The organism is Stutzerimonas stutzeri (assembly GCF_000590475.1).
Classification (GTDB): Bacteria; Pseudomonadota; Gammaproteobacteria; order Pseudomonadales; family Pseudomonadaceae; genus Stutzerimonas; species Stutzerimonas stutzeri_D.
In genome coordinates this window covers 3,732,067-3,749,717 of sequence record NZ_CP007441.1, presented here as the reverse complement: position 1 = coordinate 3,749,717, position 17,651 = coordinate 3,732,067, and the positions used below count along the sequence as shown (strand labels likewise).

16 protein-coding genes are annotated in these 17,651 nt (G+C 62.5%); 6 read left to right on the top strand and 10 right to left on the bottom strand.

Annotated elements, in window-relative coordinates; translation table 11 throughout:
• Positions 1-116 precede the first annotated feature (116 nt).
• Positions 117-878 (bottom strand): phytanoyl-CoA dioxygenase family protein, encoded by a 762-nt coding sequence (locus CH92_RS17055; RefSeq protein ID WP_025242978.1) that lies wholly within the window; start codon positions 876-878, stop codon positions 117-119.
• Between the two features lie 476 nt (positions 879-1,354).
• On the opposite strand from CH92_RS17055, the gene CH92_RS17050 reads away from it, so the two are divergent.
• Positions 1,355-1,816, top strand: coding sequence for a tetratricopeptide repeat protein (locus tag CH92_RS17050; protein ID WP_025242977.1), 462 nt, complete (start codon positions 1,355-1,357; stop codon positions 1,814-1,816).
• A gap of 1 nt (position 1,817) precedes the next feature.
• Entirely contained in the window at positions 1,818-2,429 is a 612-nt protein-coding gene (locus CH92_RS17045; protein ID WP_025242976.1) for a superoxide dismutase, read from the top strand.
• A 148-nt stretch (positions 2,430-2,577) separates the two neighbouring features.
• Here the strand turns inward: CH92_RS17045 and CH92_RS17040 are convergent, their stop codons facing one another.
• From CH92_RS17040 to CH92_RS17025, 3 genes are all read right to left on the bottom strand, one after another.
• Positions 2,578-6,234 (bottom strand): AAA family ATPase, encoded by a 3,657-nt coding sequence (locus CH92_RS17040; RefSeq protein WP_025242975.1) that lies wholly within the window; start codon positions 6,232-6,234, stop codon positions 2,578-2,580.
• Positions 6,231-7,466 carry an exonuclease SbcCD subunit D C-terminal domain-containing protein gene (locus CH92_RS17035; protein WP_025242974.1) on the bottom strand — a complete coding sequence of 412 codons (1,236 nt, stop codon included), beginning with the start codon at positions 7,464-7,466 and terminating at the stop codon, positions 6,231-6,233. The genes CH92_RS17040 and CH92_RS17035 overlap by 4 nt, the downstream gene beginning before the upstream one ends.
• A 1,147-nt stretch (positions 7,467-8,613) precedes the next feature.
• Positions 8,614-9,483: a helix-turn-helix transcriptional regulator gene (locus tag CH92_RS17025; protein WP_025242972.1), complete on the bottom strand. Its 870-nt coding sequence runs from the start codon at positions 9,481-9,483 to the stop codon at positions 8,614-8,616.
• A 332-nt stretch (positions 9,484-9,815) separates the two neighbouring features.
• Between CH92_RS17025 and CH92_RS17020 the strand changes: the two genes are divergently transcribed.
• Positions 9,816-10,031, top strand: a complete 216-nt coding sequence (locus tag CH92_RS17020; protein WP_025242971.1) for a hypothetical protein — start codon at positions 9,816-9,818, stop codon at positions 10,029-10,031.
• A gap of 38 nt (positions 10,032-10,069) precedes the next feature.
• On the opposite strand, the gene CH92_RS17015 is transcribed toward CH92_RS17020, so the two are convergent.
• From CH92_RS17015 to CH92_RS17000, 4 genes are read right to left on the bottom strand one after another with little or no spacing between them, the layout of a single operon-like run.
• A complete protein-coding gene (locus CH92_RS17015; protein WP_025242970.1) occupies positions 10,070-11,398 on the bottom strand; it encodes a sensor histidine kinase in 1,329 nt (442 codons plus the stop codon).
• Positions 11,395-12,060 carry a response regulator transcription factor gene (locus CH92_RS17010; RefSeq protein WP_025242969.1) on the bottom strand — a complete coding sequence of 222 codons (666 nt, stop codon included), beginning with the start codon at positions 12,058-12,060 and terminating at the stop codon, positions 11,395-11,397. Before CH92_RS17010 ends, CH92_RS17015 begins: the two co-directional genes overlap by 4 nt.
• Positions 12,060-12,365, bottom strand: coding sequence for a PepSY domain-containing protein (locus CH92_RS17005; RefSeq protein ID WP_025242968.1), 306 nt, complete (start codon positions 12,363-12,365; stop codon positions 12,060-12,062). The genes CH92_RS17010 and CH92_RS17005 overlap by 1 nt, the downstream gene beginning before the upstream one ends.
• Positions 12,365-12,673 (bottom strand): PepSY domain-containing protein, encoded by a 309-nt coding sequence (locus CH92_RS17000; protein WP_025242967.1) that lies wholly within the window; start codon positions 12,671-12,673, stop codon positions 12,365-12,367. Before CH92_RS17000 ends, CH92_RS17005 begins: the two co-directional genes overlap by 1 nt.
• Before the next feature lie 163 nt (positions 12,674-12,836).
• Here CH92_RS17000 and CH92_RS16995 point away from each other — a divergent pair, with 163 nt between their 5' ends.
• Both CH92_RS16995 and CH92_RS16990 read left to right on the top strand, forming a co-directional pair.
• Positions 12,837-13,196 carry a copper-binding protein gene (locus tag CH92_RS16995; protein WP_025242966.1) on the top strand — a complete coding sequence of 120 codons (360 nt, stop codon included), beginning with the start codon at positions 12,837-12,839 and terminating at the stop codon, positions 13,194-13,196.
• A gap of 98 nt (positions 13,197-13,294) precedes the next feature.
• Positions 13,295-13,561 carry a PepSY domain-containing protein gene (locus CH92_RS16990; protein WP_025242965.1) on the top strand — a complete coding sequence of 89 codons (267 nt, stop codon included), beginning with the start codon at positions 13,295-13,297 and terminating at the stop codon, positions 13,559-13,561.
• A 225-nt stretch (positions 13,562-13,786) separates the two neighbouring features.
• Here CH92_RS16990 and CH92_RS16985 read toward each other — a convergent pair whose 3' ends face one another.
• Positions 13,787-15,580 (bottom strand): thiamine pyrophosphate-requiring protein, encoded by a 1,794-nt coding sequence (locus CH92_RS16985; protein WP_025242964.1) that lies wholly within the window; start codon positions 15,578-15,580, stop codon positions 13,787-13,789.
• A gap of 194 nt (positions 15,581-15,774) precedes the next feature.
• Positions 15,775-16,560 carry a DUF899 domain-containing protein gene (locus tag CH92_RS16980; protein ID WP_025242963.1) on the bottom strand — a complete coding sequence of 262 codons (786 nt, stop codon included), beginning with the start codon at positions 16,558-16,560 and terminating at the stop codon, positions 15,775-15,777.
• Positions 16,561-16,737: 177 nt separating this feature from the next.
• Between CH92_RS16980 and CH92_RS16975 the strand changes: the two genes are divergently transcribed.
• On the top strand, positions 16,738-17,625 hold the full coding sequence (locus CH92_RS16975) for a pseudouridine synthase (RefSeq protein ID WP_025242962.1): 888 nt from the start codon (positions 16,738-16,740) through the stop codon (positions 17,623-17,625).
• The last annotated feature ends 26 nt before the right edge of the window (positions 17,626-17,651 follow it).

Genomic DNA, 17,651 nt, shown 5'->3' with positions numbered 1-17,651 from the left:
CGGCCAGATACCCACGTGGATGCAGAGGATGTGCCAGGTGTCCGAAGGGCTGGTTTACAGACTAAAGGCGTGCAGGGGCTTCGGTCGGGTCTGGTTCGATGTGCGTTGATGTGGACTCAGTCGTATTCCGAGGCCTCATGTTCGCCGAGCAGGCGGCGCTGCCTCGGCGTAGCAGCGGCAATCACCGCTGGGTTGAAGCGCCACTGCAGGTAGGGCGAGAACTTCTGCGCGACCATGCGCCGGCCGTAGTGCACCTGCAGCAGATAGCGGCTGCGGTCGGCGGTGCGGTTGCGGCTGCCGGCGTGCCAGAGGTCGCTGCGAAACATCAGCACATCGCCGGCTTCACAGAAGATTGGTTCGGCCTCGCGGCCCTGCCAGCTGGTCTCGTCTACACGCGGTTTACGGCCGGCTCGGTGGCTACCGGGAATCACCCAGGTAGGGCAGAGATCCGCATCGATCCGGTCGAGATAGATGTGCGCCGTACAGACCTGCATCGGCAGCTTGAAGGCGGGATCGGCCAACAACGCTTCCGGTAATTCCATCGCGAGGTAGTCGGCATGCAGCTCGCCGCCGACAAAGCCCGGATGGCTACGCCAGGCGGTCTGTCCGATCACGTGGCAATCGGCGCCGAGGCAGGCTTCGGCCAGCTCGATGACGCCCGGCAGATCAAGGTAGGGCAGCCAGAACGGGTCGCGATTGAATACGCACTTGTAATGATCATCCACCAGGCCCTGGTAATCCCAATGGATGGGCTCGAGCTGGTCGATGGTGACACGCACCTCGTCAATCTGTCGCGGCTGCAGCACGCCGCGCAATAGCATGTAGCCTTGCTCGTGCATGGCGCGCAGCGCGTCGGCGGTGTGCTGAGTTCGTGACATGGCAACAGGCTCGGCGGGGCTCAGCTTATCGACAGTTTGCTGAAAGCTTCGGTTCGTATGCTGTCGTCGCTGCGATGACCTGTTGTCGCGGCAGGCGCATGGCCACAAGCGATGAGCCCGTTTCATCCTTTCTCGTGCGAATCTCGGCGGCGTGGCCACAAGCGGCGTCTGCCGGTTCGCTTCTAGCGCAGCTCATCAAGCAATCCCGAGGCATCCTCTTCCTTGGGCCCTCTTCCAGAGGTTCTGCCGACCGTTCCGCTCCAGCGCGGCCAGTTGTTCCTGGGTCTCTTTCAGATCGCTCAAATCAGTTTCGGCAAAGCGCACGTTCGTCGGTGTGATGGATCGATCGCTTGTCCGCGCAGTCAGTAAATGATAATTAAACTCATTAGCGCAGGACTGTCGGCGCGCGCTTCTACGCTGCACCTTGCTCGCTGTGCACCTCCCATCCGCTGAAGCATCGCTTCAAGGAGACCACCATGGAGCACTGGAAACGGACCATCGAACTGGCCAACCGGTATTTCAGCCGAGGCGAATACATTGATGCCCGAGAACACTATCTGCAGGCCCTGGCGCTAAGCAGGGTGCTGTTCGAACGCTGGCACGACGCCGATGAAGCGGTCGCCGCGTACGTCATATCCCATCACAACCTTGCCGATGTGCACCTGCGGTTGAGGCAACCTGAGGAGAGCGCTGAATACCTCTGCGCCATCCATGAGCACCTGCTCAAATGCCTCATCGATCTGCGCCTGAAATCCGAGTTGCGCGAGGCATGCCTACGGCACAGCCGGCATAGCTATGTCGAGCTTTTGCAGTTCACGTCCGAACATGGCGAAACCCCGCGCATCCGCCGCGTACTCAAACGCAGCGCCAACCAGCCTGCATCAATGCTGCAACAGCAGGCTCTCTTGCATGAAGGCCCCTCTCACGGAGTTCATTGACATGCCACATACGCTTCCCGATCTTCCCTATGCTTACGACGCGCTGGAGCCTCATATCGATGCCCAGACCATGGAAATACACCACACCAAACACCACCAGACCTATATCAACAACCTCAACGCGGCGCTGGAAGGCACCGAGTGGGCTGAGATTCCGGTAGAAAAACTGCTGACGATGATCCAGCAGCTGCCGTCCGATAAACACGCGGCGGTGATCAATCAGGGCGGCGGCCACGCCAACCACTCGCTGTTCTGGACAGTCATGGCCGTCAACGCGGGCGGAACGCCGGACGGCGAGCTGGCCAAAGCCATCGATGAGCAGCTGGGCGGCGTCGACAAGTTCAAGGACGCTTTCACCAAGGCGGCCGTGTCCCGCTTCGGTAGCGGCTGGGCCTGGCTCAGCGTGACGCCCGAAAAGAAGTTGGTCGTGGAGCACACCGGCAACCAGGACAGCCCGTTGATGAACGGCAACACGCCGATCCTCGGTCTGGACGTCTGGGAGCACGCTTACTACCTGCGCTACCAGAACCGTCGGCCGGAATACATCAACGCCTTTTACCAGGTGATCAACTGGCCGGAAGTGCAGCGACGTTACCAGGCTGCAATGGGCTGACGGCAAGGCGAGCACAGCATCCATCGCGCAACGCCCCTACAGGACACCGACGTCAGGCGTCACGCCTCGATGTCCGCTCCGTAGGGGCGAAGTTATTCGCCCCTACGGAGCGCGCAATCTCGGTTTTCATATGGCGCCTGCCATCGTTTCAAAGTCCGCCCGCGCCCACGATCCTCAACCCGCTCTGACCATTGCCCATGCGCTGCACCTGGATCTGCACCGGGATGCGCTCATGCATTTCCGCCACGTGTGAAATCACCGCCACCTTGCGACCCTGGGCCTGTAGCGAGTCCAGCGCGTCCATGGCGATCTGCAGCGATTCGGGGTCGAGGCTGCCAAACCCTTCGTCGATGAACAACGACTCGATCTTCAGCTTGCTCGACGCCATCGAGGCCAAGCCTAATGCAAGCGCCAGCGAGACAAGGAAAGTCTCGCCACCTGACAGCGAATGCACCGAGCGCAGTTCGTCGCCCATTTCCGTATCCATTACCAGTAACCCCAGCGGGCTGCCGCCGCGCTTGAGCCGGTAACGCCTGGCCAGCTGTCGCAGTTGCACATTGGCATGCTGGACCAAGAGGTCGAGGTTGTAGGCTTGGGCGATCTTGCGGAAGGCGCCGCCATCGCTTGAGCCGATCAGCGCGGCGATGCGGCCCCAGCGCTGGCTTTGAGCGGTCGCCGCGGCGATTTGCTCAAGTAGGGTTCGGCTCTGATTGCGACGGCGATCGTCGTCGAGCAACACGGCGCGGGTTTCGCTAGAGCGCTGTTCGGTGTTGTCGCAGCTGGCTTTCTGACTACTGAGTTGGGCTTCCAGGGTTTCGGCGTTCGGTGGGTTTGGCTGCGAAGCCTGATGCGCCTTCAGCCGCTGCTCGCAGCCGTCAAGGCGTTCGCGACTGCGGGCGAGCTGTTCGGTGTTGGCGCGCAGACGTTCACGCGCTTCGGCGAGCAGCGTGTCGTCCAATTGCAACAGCTGTTCCAGGGTTGCATCGTCTAGATCGGGATGGGCGGCGCGCCAGGTCGCGAGTTCTTCGCTGAGCGTGCTGCGCTCGGCCAGCAGCTCGGCACGGCGCTGAGCGCAATTGTGCTGCTCGCCCGCGAGCCGGGTCAGCTCGACTCGAGCCTCGTTCAGTTGCCGGTCGATTTCGGCCTGCTGCTGGCGGGCGAGCTGGATCGCATTTTCCAGTTGCTGTTGCCAGATTTGCGCGCTGGCCTGCTCGCCCAGACTGTCGCGCAGGCTCTGCCGGCAAACCAGCTCGCGGGCTTCGAGGTCGGCTTGGCGGGCCGCGCACGCCTTTTGCTGGTCGAGACGATGCTGTTGCTGCAGTTGCTCGCGCTCCAACGCGGTCTGCCGCTGCTGTTGCTCTTCGGCGACTTCTGCCTGTTGGTCGATCTGCTGACGCCGGGCCTCGACCTGACTGTCGAGCTGCATGAAGGTTTCGGCAGGCGCCTCGCGCCAGCGGGCCAGGAGGGCGGCAGGTAGTAGAGTGGCGAATTCGGCCAGCTCTTCGTCCAGGCGTTCCTCGTCGCGGGCGATTGCCTCGCGCTGGCCGGTGAGGGCCTGAGTAGCCTGGACGCAGCTGTCACGCGCGCGCTGCCAGTCGTTCTGCAGGGTTTCGCTGCGCTGCTGCAGCGCTAGCAGGTCACGCTGGCGAGCACTGGCCGTGGCGATGTCGGTTTTCAGGGTGGCGAGCTTCCCGTCGAGCCTGGATTGGCGCTCTGTTTCAGGCTCCGTTAGCAGCTCGGTATAGAGGGGCAGGGCGGCCAGTTGCGGTTCCAGCTTCGCCAGCTCGTCGGCGATCTCCGTCTGTCGCTGCCCGTTCTGTTTGATGCCGGTGGTCAGGGCGATGTGCTGGTCGCGCAACGCCTGGAGTTTTTCGTCGTGATGCTTCAGCTGCAGCTGGGCCTGCTCGGCTTCGCGCTCGTCGCCTTGATCGAGGGCGGCGAGCAGCGCCTTGCCGTCATGCCAGGGATGTTCGAGGCTGCCGCAGACGCTGCACGGCTCACCCGGGGCAAGGGCCGCGCGCAAAGCCTCGACATTGGCGCTGCGGGCCAGGCGCTGGCGCTCCAGCAGGGCCTGTACCACTTTCAGCGCCTTTTCCGCGTCGTCCCGTTCTGTGCGAGCAAGCTTGCCGGCTTGCGTCAGGGCGACGAGTTCTTGCTGCTGGCGGCTCTGCTCGTCGAGCAATGCCTGTTGCTGATTTGCCAGTTGCTGCTGGCGGGACCAGAGCCCGAACAGGCTTTCACCTTCGCGCTGGGCTTCGCGCCAGGCGTCGAGCCGGGTATTGAGCTGCGCGAGCTGCTCGGCCAGGCCTGTTTCCCCGCCAATCTCGACTTGCAGCGCGTCGAGCGCCTGACGTGCGTGTGCTTGTGCGGCTTCGGCTGTCTTGGCTGCGGTTTCCAGGGCAGGGAGTTCCTGACGACCCTGCTGCAGGCGAGCCGCGATCTGCACGGCCTGCTGCAGGCGGGGCCGGTAGCCATTCCAGGCTGCGCACAACGGCTGCAATTCGGCGCTGCGGGCAAGCCCATCGGTCAAGGTCGCCAGCTGGGTCGCGGCCTGTTCCTGTTGCTGCGTTAATTGAGCCAGGGACCCTTCGCCGGCCTTGCTTGCGGCTTCGGCCTGGTCGGTTTGGCGCCGCGCGTCGCCCAAGTCGTTGGTCAGATGGCTCAGGCGTTCCTCTTCCCGGCGCGCCTGTGCCAGTTGAGGCTCGGCAGATTTGAGCGTCTGCTCCGCTGCTTTCAACGCATCGGTCGATCTCTTGCAGAGCTGCTCCAGCTCGTCGAGCCGCTGCTGCACTGCGCTGTGCTCGCGACCATGGCGGGCCAGGTTTTCCTCGACCTTCGCCAGCAGCGGTGCCAGCGCCTGCTCGCGGAGGAAGCGATGCCGTTGTGGTGCCAGGAGCTCGAATAGCGCGAGGATGCGGCGGGCGTCGGCCAGGTTTTCGTGTTCGGTTTCAGCATCGGCCAGCTGCTGCCTGGCCTTGTCGCGCTCGCCTTGCAAGCGGGCCATGTCCTGTAACCACTGGCTTTGCTGTTTCAGCGTTTCGAGCTGCTGTTGCAGCGTCTTGAGTTCGGCCAGTTGTCTCTGGTGCTGGGCCTCCAGCGCCTGGCGTGCTTCGGGTTCCAGTGGCTGCACGCCGCCGGCCTGTTGTTGCAGGGCGGTGAGTACTTCTCGGGCGCGCTTGGCCGCTTCGAAGGCGGCCTGGCCGAGGCGGCTGTAGAGGCCGGTGTCGGTGAGTTTTTCCAGCAGGGTGCCGCGGTCGTTGTCGTCGGCCTTGAGGAATGCTGAGAATTCGCTTTGGGCCAGCAGCACGGCACGGGTGAACTGCGCCAGGGTCAGGCCGAGCTTGGCTTCGAGGAGCTCCTTGAACTCGCGTTTCTTACCGCTGGCCAGCAACTGGTCGCGGTCCAGGTCGAGCAGGCTCTGGTTGCTGGCTTGCAAACGGCCGTCGACCTTCTCGCGGGCGCGCTTGACCTCCCAGCGAGCGCGGTAGCGATGCTGGTCGACGCCGACGAAATCCACCTCTGCATAACCACTGCCGCAGCCGCGGCGTAGCAGGTTGCGTTCGTCGCCACTGCCGATCTCGTCGTTGCCGTCCGGCACCTTGCTGAGCAGCGAGGCGCCGTCGAGTCGTGGCGTGCTGCCGAACAAGGCCAGACACAAGGCATCGAGGATGGTGCTTTTGCCGGCACCTGTAGGCCCGGTGATAGCGAACAGGCCGGCGCTGGCCAGGGGTTCAGCGCTGAAATCGATGACCTGTTCGCCGGCCAGTGACGCGAGATTTTTCAGGCGGATCGCGAGGATCTTCATCGCGTTTCTCCTTCATCGGCAAATTCGACGCCTTGCAAGAGGCTGGCGAAGTCCTCTAACGCCTGGTCGTCCGGCGGGTTGCCGAACTGTTCCTCCCAGGCGCGAGCGAAGAGCTCCTGCGGCGTGATCTGGTCGAGGCCCGGAAGCACCTCTGATTCAGCCTCGCCGCGCTTGCCGACGTATTCGCTGGCGATGCGCACCAGCCGGCAGGCTTTGCCTGCAAGCTCGGTTTCGATGCGCTGGCGCAGGTCTGGAAGAGGTTCGTCGAGCTGTACACGCACCTCCAGCCAAGGCAGGTTTTCGGCGAACAGGCCCACCGGCGGCAGAGCCGCCAGTTGACTGATGACCTCGGCCAGCGGGGCGCGGCCGATGCGGATCATCTCCACGGCGCGCGGCACTGGCAGGCTTTCGATCCGACTCAACTGGTCGCCATCGAAACTCACCAGCAACACCTGATGTGGGTAGTTGATCTCGCCGAACGACAGCGGCAACGGCGAGCCGCTGTAACGAATGCGTTCCTGCCCGGCGACCTTCTGCGGCTTGTGCAGGTGGCCGAGTGCGACGTAGGCGATGGGTTCGGGGAACAGGCTGGCGGGCAGCGCTTCGGCATTGCCGATGACGATATTGCGCTCCGAATCTTCCGATACGGCACCGCCGGCCATGTGCGCGTGGCTCATGGCGATCAGCGCCTGGCCGGGCTGGCGCTGGGCTTCAGCGGCCGCGATCAGGTGCTGGTGAACGTGACGGATGCCGAGCATGTAATCCTCGCCCGCTTCACCACCGGTGACTTCCGCTGGGCGCAGAAAGGGCAGTGCCAGGCACCAGCCGGCAACCTCGCCCTTGGCGTCGTGCAGCGGTACCAGCAGCCGACCGTGATCAAGACTATGGTCCGCCAGCCAGCTGATGCGGCCGATGGCATGGGCGTTCAGACGCCTCATTAATGGCCCGGGCAGCTCGATGCGCCCGCCGGAGTCGTGGTTGCCGGCGATCATCACGATATCCAGTTGTGGCAGTTTCTCGTGGGCGCGGACGATGAAGTCGTAGAGCCGTTCCTGTGCCTTGAGCGGTGGGTTGACCGTGTCGAAGATATCGCCGGCGATCAGCAGAGCGTCTGGCTGATGTTCGGTCAGCTGACCGAGCAGCCAGGCGAGGAACTGCGCGTGCTCGTAGTCGCGGTCCTGGCCATGGAGGGTCTGGCCGAGGTGCCAGTCGGAAGTGTGGATCAGGCGCATACGAGGGGTCTTTTTTCGTTGGAGTCGCGGCGGGGCGCGACTGGATACGGAAGTTTGGGCGCTGAGGTCGTGTGAAGGTTGCCGGGGCGAGGGGGACGCCGAGTTCCTGCTTGCAAAGCTGTTTGTGTCTGATGTGTAACGCCGATTAACGGAGTTTGCTGGGGCATTGGTTTCGCCCTGCTGGGCGAGTCCCTTTTGGCAGTCGCACGGATGGCCGCCCCGCCAAAAGGAACCAAAAGGTCTTGCCCCTGCATCCGGCCCCGGCTGCGCCGGGGTTCCCTCGCTCCGGTGACGCTCCATGGGCCCGCCGCGAAGGGCCATCCCTGGCCCATCGCGGCTCTCGCGGCATCCATGCCGCTCAACCCCTTCCGCGCCACCTGCGCTCGGCCTCCTGAACGGGGCGATCCGGTGGTGCCTGATGGGCCGTGCAACGGAGTGGATATGCGGGCTACACAGAATGTAGGGTGGGTAACGCGAAGCTTACCCACCGGGTTCGACGTGCTGAGATCCGAAACCGATCCGCTCCTCGTCGGTGGAATGGGGGCTTGGGTGTGAGTTGTTTGGATACTCTCAAATACCGATATCGATTGTAGTGTCGTGCTCGAACGTAGGATGGATTGCACCCATCCTACGAGCTGAAAATCCTTGAGTAGCAACAGAAACAACGCGTTTTGCTTGTTCCGATAAGTGCGATCTACCAGACGACGCAGAACGCCCCTTTCAGGAGGCCGAATGAAATCCGCGCGGAGGGGAGCGAGCGGCATGGATGCCGCGAGAGGCGTAAAGGGTCGGGGCCGCCGTCGGTATGGATGGCCCTTGTACGCCGGCCCCCGGAGCGTGGATGGAATGAGGGAAGTCGAGCGCAGCGAGACCCGAATGCAGGGGCAAGCGTTTTTGGTTACTTTTTTGGGGGCCGGCCGTCCGGCGTTTGGAAAAAGTGACTCGCCCAGCAGGGCGAAACCAATGCTTCGGCCAGTCTGGCCAACCGAGTGCATCCACGAAACAGAAGCCAGCGAGGCGCCGTACAAGGCGCAACCTGCAGGTCGAGCTGAGTAAAGCGAGGCGCCCGACGTCGACGCCTGGGCAGGTGCCCAGGCGCGAGCAAGATCGCTCTTGGCGGGAATACAAGTGCGCAGTGGCCCGACCATCAATACAACCACGCCTTCAACCCCTGAAGATTCCTCACCTGAATCTGCTGCGCCGCCGCATTGGCCAGCACGGTATTGGGATCAATCTGATACCGCTGCAACACGTACTGCACCAGTGCGCCACGCGTCGCGATCCGCAGTTCGTCGTCATCCATCCCGTAATCGGTCGCGATAATCGCCTTCTGCTCGGCGGTCAGCCGCACATCAGGCTCGATGATCACCTCGACCGGCGTGTTCCAAGCCTCGTCGGTGTCCTGGGTGTTATCGGTTTCATCCATCAGATCCGGCTCGCCGCGAAAGCGGCTGAGCACGAAGTCACGAAAGCCCCGATTCTTCTCGCAATAGGCGCGCACGTGCCAGCGTGTCCCGGTAAAGACCAAGGTGTGCGGCGCCATCACGCGAATCTCGACGTCGGGGTGAGCGAGGGACACGTACTCGGTTTCCAGTCGCAGTCCTTCACGGCAGGCTTTCAGAATCGGCCGCAGCACCTCGGGTCGGATGCTGCGGTCGGGCATGTGCAGCACCTCGGTGTGCGCGTAGGCCAGCGCCAGACCTTCGATATGTGGCGCGCGGTCGCGGTTCTGGTCGAGCAGGTGCAGGTAAGCGCCGGCGCTGCCGTCAATAAACAGTGGCTCAAATTGCTTGCTTGGTTTGTAGCCCTTCAAATGGCGATCATATGTAAGGTTTTTCGGCGCATGCTGGTTCAGGTACGTGTTGATGTCCTTCGAGGCTTGCTGCCGGCTGATGCCGAAACTCTGCATCAGATGACCCGTGGTCAGGCGGCCTTCCCACCAGGCCACCGTCTCGATCAGGCGATAGCGCAACGCCAGATCCCAGCGGATCTGGCTGATCGATTTTTTCCTTTTCATGTTCGCCTCATCTGCCGGAAAACTTTACATGCGACTATCGGGTGGCTCGACGTGTCGCGTGAAGCTACATATATTCGGAGCGTACATCAAGCGAGCCGAACGAGGACGATGACATCATGAGCCTGTTATTGAATGCGCTGCTGCTTTCCGCGACCGCCTTTGCCGGCATGGGTATTCTGGCCTGGCTGGCCTACGGCAAAGGCGAGGGAAAGTGAACCTGGGCAGACGCCCTCATTACGGTTTTTTGTCGACAGACGGTCATCCGATGAGTGGTTTGGAATCTCCTGGTGCTTTGGCGGGTCTTTGTTTCAGACTCAGTGTACGAGGCCTTCATGAAAACCCTTTCCCGCCACCTTGCCGACAATTTTCCGGCTGATTACAAGACCCGCGTTGAGCCGCAGGACGATGGCTATCTGGTCGTCCGTGTCGGCTACCCGATCAACGGCACCGAAGCCATTCGAATGGTTTCCGGTCGTCAGGTACAGAACGATCTGTTGGTAGAAACCATCCTGGAAGACATGCGTAACGAGCTAGCCCGCGCGCAGTGATACCTTGCCCTCATCCGCCTGTTTCAAACCCCTGATTGTTATTCTTTGCGGCGCTGCTGCGTCTGCAGGTGCACGCTCGCTCGCAAGCCACCGAGCGGACTCTGCTCCAGCGTTAGCCGACCGTTCCAGGCGGCCAGAATATCCCGCACGATGCCAAGCCCCAGCCCGTGTCCTTCGGCACGCTCGTCGAGGCGAATGCCGCGTTCGAGTACCGCTTCGCGCTGGTCTTCCGGAATTCCCGGTCCGTCATCTTCTACCTGAATAAGGTAGCCGCGAGGCGTAGGCTCGATGCTCAACAGCACCTCCGAGCGGGCGAACTTGCAGGCGTTGTCCAGCAGGTTGCCGAGCAGTTCGAGCATGTCTTCTCGATCCCAGGGTAGGCGGCAATCTTCATGCGTACGCCAATGCAGATGAAGGCTGCGACGGTGAATCATGTTCAGCGTCTCGAATAGCGGCGCGAGTTCTTCGGCGCAATCGAAATAGGCGCCGGGCAGCACGTCGCCGGCCAACCGCGCGCGCCCCAGTTCGCGGGCGACGCGTTGCTGGATCTGCTCCAGCTGTTCGCGAAGAGTCGCCTGCAACTGCGGATGAGCCTGCAGCTCCTCGTGTCGAATAAGGCTGCCGAGCACTGCCAGTGGGGTTTTCAGCGCGTGGCCCAGATTGCCCAGCGCGTGCCGCGAACGCTTCAGGGTCTCGTCGGTGTGCGCCAGCAGGTGATTGATCTGTTCCACCAGCGGTTGCAGTTCAAGCGGTGCCTGAATGTCCAGCTGCTGACGCTCGCCCTGCTGCAACTGCGCGATCTGCTGCCGTGCGCGCTCCAATGGGCGCATGGCGAGCTTCACCGCATAGCGCTGCAGCAGCAGGAACACCAGCAGCGCCAGACCGACCAGGCCCAGGCCGCCCAGACGAACCTGGGCAAAGCTCTTGAGCACCGGGGTGTAATCGCGCGCGACGCTGATGACGATGCTCTGCCCGTCGCGTCGGTATTCGGCACGAAAGCTCAGCAGCCGCTGATCTTGCGGCCCTTCCAGCAGGTCGTTGGCCAGCCCGTTGGACGTGGGCCAGGTCGGTTCGGCATCCCACAGCGAGCGTGATCGCCAGCTACGCATCGGCAGGTCGATGCGGAAATAGTGGCCGGAGAAGGCCCGTTTATAGCGTGGATTGAGCCGGTTGGAGTCTAGCTTGAAGCCGTCCGGGCCCTGTACAACGGCGATCAGCAGGCCTTCGGTTTCTTCCCTCAGGTCGATGGCCAGGTTGCGTCGAAGGCCGGCTTCGAATAACCACAGACTGGTCTGCACCAATAGCAGACCGACCAGCAGCAGGCCTGAAATCAGCCCGAGGCTGAGGCTGCGCTGAATGGACCTCAAGGCGCGCCGCCGAAGCGATAGCCCTGGCCGCGACGGGTCTCGATCAGTTCGCGCCCGAGCTTGCCGCGCAGGCGATTGACATGCACCTCGATGACGTTGGAGTCGCGCTCGGTTTCGCCGTCATACAGATGTTCGGCCAGCTGGGTTTTCGACAACAGCTGATCGGGATGGAGCATGAAGTATCGCAACAGGCGAAATTCCCCGGCGGTCAGCTCGATGTCCTGGCCGTCCTTATGGCAGCGTTGACGTGCTTCGTCCAGGGCCAGCCCGCCGACCTGCAATAACGGCTGGTTGGCCACACCATGGGCGCGGCGCAGCAGCGCTTGGATGCGCAACAGCAGTTCTTCGGGATGGAAGGGTTTGGTCAGGTAATCATCCGCGCCGGCTTTGAGCCCTTCGATGCGTTCGGCCCAGGAATCACGGGCGGTGAGAATGAGCACCGGGGTCGCCAGGCCTCGTGAGCGCCAGGCGCGCAAGACATCCAGCCCCGGCTTGCCAGGCAGGCCGAGGTCCAGAACGATCAAGTCATAGGGCTCGCTGGTGCCTTGGTAATCGGCGTCGCGGCCATCGGCCAGCCAATCGGTGGCGTAGCCTTGGCGCGCAAGGCTGGCCTGCAGTTCATCGGCCAGCGGTACGTTGTCTTCGACCAGTAGCAGACGCATCAGTCTTCTTCGTCCTTGAGCAGGCGGCCGTCGCGTGCGTCCAATTCCAGTTCGCGCGCGACGCCGTCGGCTGTGAGCAATTCGATTTCATAGACGTAGATCCCGTCCTCTTCTTCCAGTTCGGCTTCCAGCAGACGAGCGCCCGGATAGCGCGCCATGGCGTGCTGCAGAAGTGTCTCCAACGGCACGATCAGCCCTTCGTGGCGCAGCTGCAGCGCTTCATCCTGATCCAGGTCGCGGCTCGCCGCCGGGGTGGCAGCGAGCAGCAGGGCCAGTGGCGTGGTGAAGAGGATGGCGCGATTCATTAGTCGTCCTGATGGTCGTTGAGCACTTCGCCGGTCTTGGCGTCGAGTTCCAGGTCCCATTGCACACCTTTGTCGTCACGCAGTTCAACCTGATAGACGTGGCGGCCGTATTCCTCTTCCAGCTCGGTCTCCTCGACTTTGGCACCCGGGTGTTTGGCCAGTGCCGCTTCGTTGAGTTTCTCGAACGACTGGATAGTGCCCGCGTCGCGCAGTTTCAAGGCTTCATCGGGGCCCAGGTCGCGGGCCATGGCCAGGTTGGCGCCGAGGGCTAGGGTGGCGGCGGTGATCAAAGTAGTCAGTGTTTTCATGGTTTCGTTTTCCTGTGTGGGTTTCGACGATTCACAGGTTACGGAGCTCGGCTTACGCGAACCTGAACGGCGCGTATCGATGCAATCTGACGATGTCTGCCAGCAATAGCAGCGTGTGAATTGTCAAATGCAGGGTACGTCTGTCGGTTCAGGGAGGTCTGCCATGAAGCTGGTCCACTGCCTCATCTTCAGCTTGTCACTGCTCATTACACCCGCCTTTGCGCAGGATTTGCTCAAGCCGCCGGCGCAGGCTGATTCGCCAACGATCGATGATGGCTCGGCGACTGACGTCATCTCGGAGCCGGTGGTCAATGCCAGTGGCCGGATCGAGGCGATCGACGCTGACGCGGGACTGGTGACCATCGCCCACGACGCCGTGCCGGCGTTGAAGTGGCCTGCCTCGACCATGGATTTCCAGGCTCGGCGCGAGCAACTGGAAGGTCTTGCGGTCGGTGATCAGGTCCGCATCAGCTTTCAGAGTGAAGGCGACCAGGCGGCACTGGTATCCATCGAAAAGCGTTGAGCCTATGTGGCTGGATGACGGGAACCCTGCGGCGAAATTCTGCCTCACATGCATAGCAGCTGGGCTGCCGACTTACCGTAAGCCATGAGGACGCTTCGATGTACAACAAGAAACTGACCGCCGCACTCGCAATCGCTGTACTTGGATCCGCCAGCACCGTCGCCTTGGCGGACAGGCCCGGCACCGGCTGGATTTCGCTTGAGCAGGCCGTGGAGAAAGCCAAAGCGGCTGGCTATACGCAGCTGTATAGCATCGAAGCCGACGACGACAGCTGGGAAGGCGAGGGCACCAAGCAGGACGGCAAGACCTACGAATTCCGGATCGACGGCAAGACCGGCGAAGTGACGCGAGACCGGGAAGACTAGCCCGCAGCATCCGATTTCCGGTCAGACGAAGCTCCGCCGTAGATTCGGAGCCGAACGTGCAGCGATACGATCCAGCCTCGAAAGAGGCCAGTACCACAGGCAATACATTTTCCAGCGACAGGTTGACCCCGCCCTAGGTCGGAACACCGAGTGGGGATGCGGTGGCCGCCGCCCCAAGGCGCGGATGGCAGCGTCCCGCTGTCGCCTTATTCGGGCGTCTTTGCCTTAGTCCTTGCGATGCCCGGGCAGAACCTTGCTCAGCACCTGCTTGGCAGACTGCTTGATGATTCCGCCCTGGTCCGGGTCGCCATGCAGCAAGGCCGACGCATAGGCCTTGGCCTGCTCCAGCTTGATGTGCGGCGGCAGCGGCGGCACGTCTGGGTCGGTCTTGAATTCGAGCAGTACCGGCCGGTCCGCGGCGAAAGCCTCGTCCCAGGCGGCCGCGACCTGATCTTCACGGTCGACGTAGATGCCCTTCAGCCCGATGGACTCGGCGAAGCGGTGATAAGGCACGTTGGGAATATCCTGCGATGCCTCGAACTTCGGATCGCCTTCCATCACGCGCTGCTCCCAGGTCACCTGATTGAGGTCCTCGTTGTTGAAGACGCAGCAGACCCACTGCGCGTTCTGCCACTCCTTCCAGTATTTGGCGACCGTTATCAGCTCGGCCATGTTGTTCATTTGCATGGCGCCATCGCCGACCATGGCCACGACCGGGCGGTCCGGGTGGGAGAACTTGGCGGCGATGGCATAAGGCACCGCTGCGCCCATCGAGGCCAAGCCTCCGGACAGCGATCCCATCATGCCGCGGCGCATCTTCACGTCGCGGGCATACCAGTTGGCGCAGGAGCCTGAATCACTGGTGATGATGGCGTTATCCGGAAGGCGAGGCGACAGCTCGAACGCGACGCGCTGCGGGTTGATCGGATGGGCCTCGACCATGGCACGCTTTTCCAGCACATCTTCCCAGTCCATGCGCCACTCTTCGATGCGCTTGCGCCACTTGCGCTCGGTTTTTTCTTGCAGCAGTGGCAGCAGCGCGCGCAGGGTTTCGGCCGAGTCGCCCTGCAGATTCACCTCCATCGGGTAGCGGATGCTGAGCATGTCGGCCTTGAGGTCGATCTGCACGCCGCGCGCCTGACCTTCCTCGGGCAGAAACTCGGAGTAGGGGAAGCCCGAGCCGATCATCAGCAAGGTGTCGCACTCGGTCATCAGCTTGTAGCTCGGCTCGGTGCCAAGCAAGCCGATGGACCCAGTGACCCAAGGCAGATCGTCCGGCATAGCCGCTTTGCCGAGCAGCGCCTTGGCGACCCCGGCACCAAGTTTCTCGGCGACGGCGATCACCTCGTCGGTGGCATTCAGCGCACCGGCACCGACCAGGATAGCCACCTTCTCACCGGCGTTGAGAACCTCGGCCGCGCGTTGCAGATCGGCCTCGTAGGGCACCGTCTTCGGTCGGGTGTAACCGATACCCGAATGCACGGCGCCATGGGCGCGCGGCGGCTCGCTGTATTCGGCTTCCTGAATGTCGCTGGGCAGGATCAGTGTCGTGACCTTGTGTTCGCCCATCGCGGTACGGATCGCCCGGTCGATCAGGTGTCTGACCTGCGCCGGTGCGCTGGCCTGCTCGACGAAGGCGCCGGACACGTCCTTGAACAGCGCCGGCAAGTCGATCTCCTGCTGATAATGGCTGCCCAGCGCGGTACGGGACTTCTGCCCTGTGATCGCCAGCACCGGCATGTGATCCAGGCGCGCGTCGTATAGGCCGGTGATCAGGTGCGCCGCACCAGGGCCGGACGTGGCGATACAGACGCCCAGGCCACCGCTGAATTTGGCGTCGGCGCAGGCCATGAAGGCGGCCATCTCCTCGTGCCGGGCCTGGATGAAACGGATCTTCTCATTCGCGCGATTGAGCGCACCGAATACGCCGTTAATGCCATCGCCGGGGTAGCCGTAAATGCGGCGGACGCCCCATTGATAGAGGCGTTCGATTAAATAGTCACCCACTGTCGTTGTCATGGAAACCTCGCGTGATTCGGGCATAAACCGTTCAGGCAAGCAGGGCGTGTGCATCGGAAGCGCTTACACGCCACAGCATTCGACCTGCGATGAGTCGGCCTTGGCAGCCCTGAGGAAATGCCTGGCTGTTCTAGTCTGGACCGGGCAGCGCGGTGAGGGTTTCCCAGAACATCATCGCGGCGACGGGTGAGTGTTCAGGAGCGCTGACAGCAGTCCGCCGATGGTCCGCGGTCGGCTGAACTGACGCGCCCAGTCGGGTCGACCTGATCGCCGCTGTCGTAACGGTCGTGATGGCGTACCCAGTCGGTCAGGTTATGTTGCGGTCCGTTTTCGTTGCGGCCGTTGGGCGTCATGTCGAGCAACACATAGCTGCCGAGCAGCTCTTCGGCACCGCGCCCGTAAGCCGAAAAGGTGTGGAAGATGCGTCCGTCTTCGTCGCGATAGAACACGCTGAAGCCCGAAAGCTCTTCACAGACGAACGGCTGCCAGGTGAAGTTATAGAAGACCTTGCCCTCGACGATGTCCTCGGGGTCGAACGAGACATGGAAGTCGCGGTTGAAATCGCTACCGGCAGACGATACCCAGCGGACGTGCCAGCCCATGCGCTGGCGGAAGGCGTCGAGTGCCGAGAAGGGCGCACGCGACACGGCGGCGAAGCTAACGTCATGGTGGGTCAGGTGCACCAGCGCGCCCTGCAGATGGTCCATCTCGAAGGAACAGCCGACGCAGCCTTCCTGCCAGTCGGGCCCGAACATGAAATGCTTGATGATCAGCTGGCTGCGCCCTTCGAACAGCTCGGCCAGGCCCACCGAACCCTGTGCGTCCTGGAATCGGTAGTCTTTGTCCACCAATGCCCAGGGCAATTCGCGGCGGGCGGTGGCGAGCGCTTCGCGCTGGTGGGTGACCTGCTTTTCCCTGAGCAGGTGTTCGCTGTGGGCGGCCAGCCATTGCTGACGGGATACGATCGAATGGTTGTTCATCGTGGACCTCCGCTTACGGGACGAGCGAATGAAGCATCGATGGTTTCGATGCATGCCCAGATAGTCGACCGGCACCGATCCAAATCGACACCGCCGTGCGAAGTCGGCATGAGTCGACGGCTGGCGCGATGCAGTCGGGTATCATCCCTAGCCATTTCCTCCATGTGCGCCGCTGTCATGTCCGCCACTGCCCCCAACGCCCGCAGTACCCTGCATTTGCCCCAGGGCGACTGGCTCACGGTGCTCGATTGCTTGTGCGCACATTTCCCCGCAATCGATCGCGTCACTTGGCTCGATCGCTTTGCCAGAGGCCGCGTGCTGGGCGCCGATGGGCAACCGTTGGCGCCGCCGCATCCCTATCAGGTCGGGTTGAAGGTGCACTATTTCCGCGAGGTGCCGGACGAGAAGCCGATCCCCTTCGAGGAACAGGTGTTGCATCTCGACGAGCATCTATTGGTCGCCGATAAACCGCACTTCCTGCCGGTGATACCGGCCGGCGAATACGTCAACGAAACCCTGTTGGCGCGCCTGAGCAAACGCCTGGACAATCCGGATCTGGTGCCCATCCACCGTATCGACCGGTTGACCGCCGGGCTGGTGCTGTTTTCCACCAATCCCGAAAGCCGGGGCCGCTATCAGGCGCTGTTTCGCGAGCGCCGGATCGACAAGCGCTACGAAGCGATCTGCCCGGCGCTGCCCGATCTCGACTTTCCGCGTCGAGAGCAATTGCACATGGTCGAGGGCGAGCCGTTCTTCCTGATGAAGCAAGGCGAGGGCGCGCCCAACAGCGAGACGCGTATCGAGGTGCTGGAGCGCCGTGATGCGTTCTGGCGCTACGCGCTTTTTCCGGTCACTGGACGCAAGCATCAACTGCGCTTGCAGATGGCCACGCTGGGGGCCGGGATCTGCAACGATCCCTTCTATCCGGAGCTGATCGAGCGCAGTCGTCGCGATCAGGACGACTACGCCAAGCCGCTCAAGTTATTGGCGCGCGGCCTGGAATTTCGCGATCCGCTGAGCGGCGAGCCGCGGCACTTCGAGAGTTGCCTGGCGCTGGATTGGTAGAGATTCGTATCGTGCGGCGGAAGCGC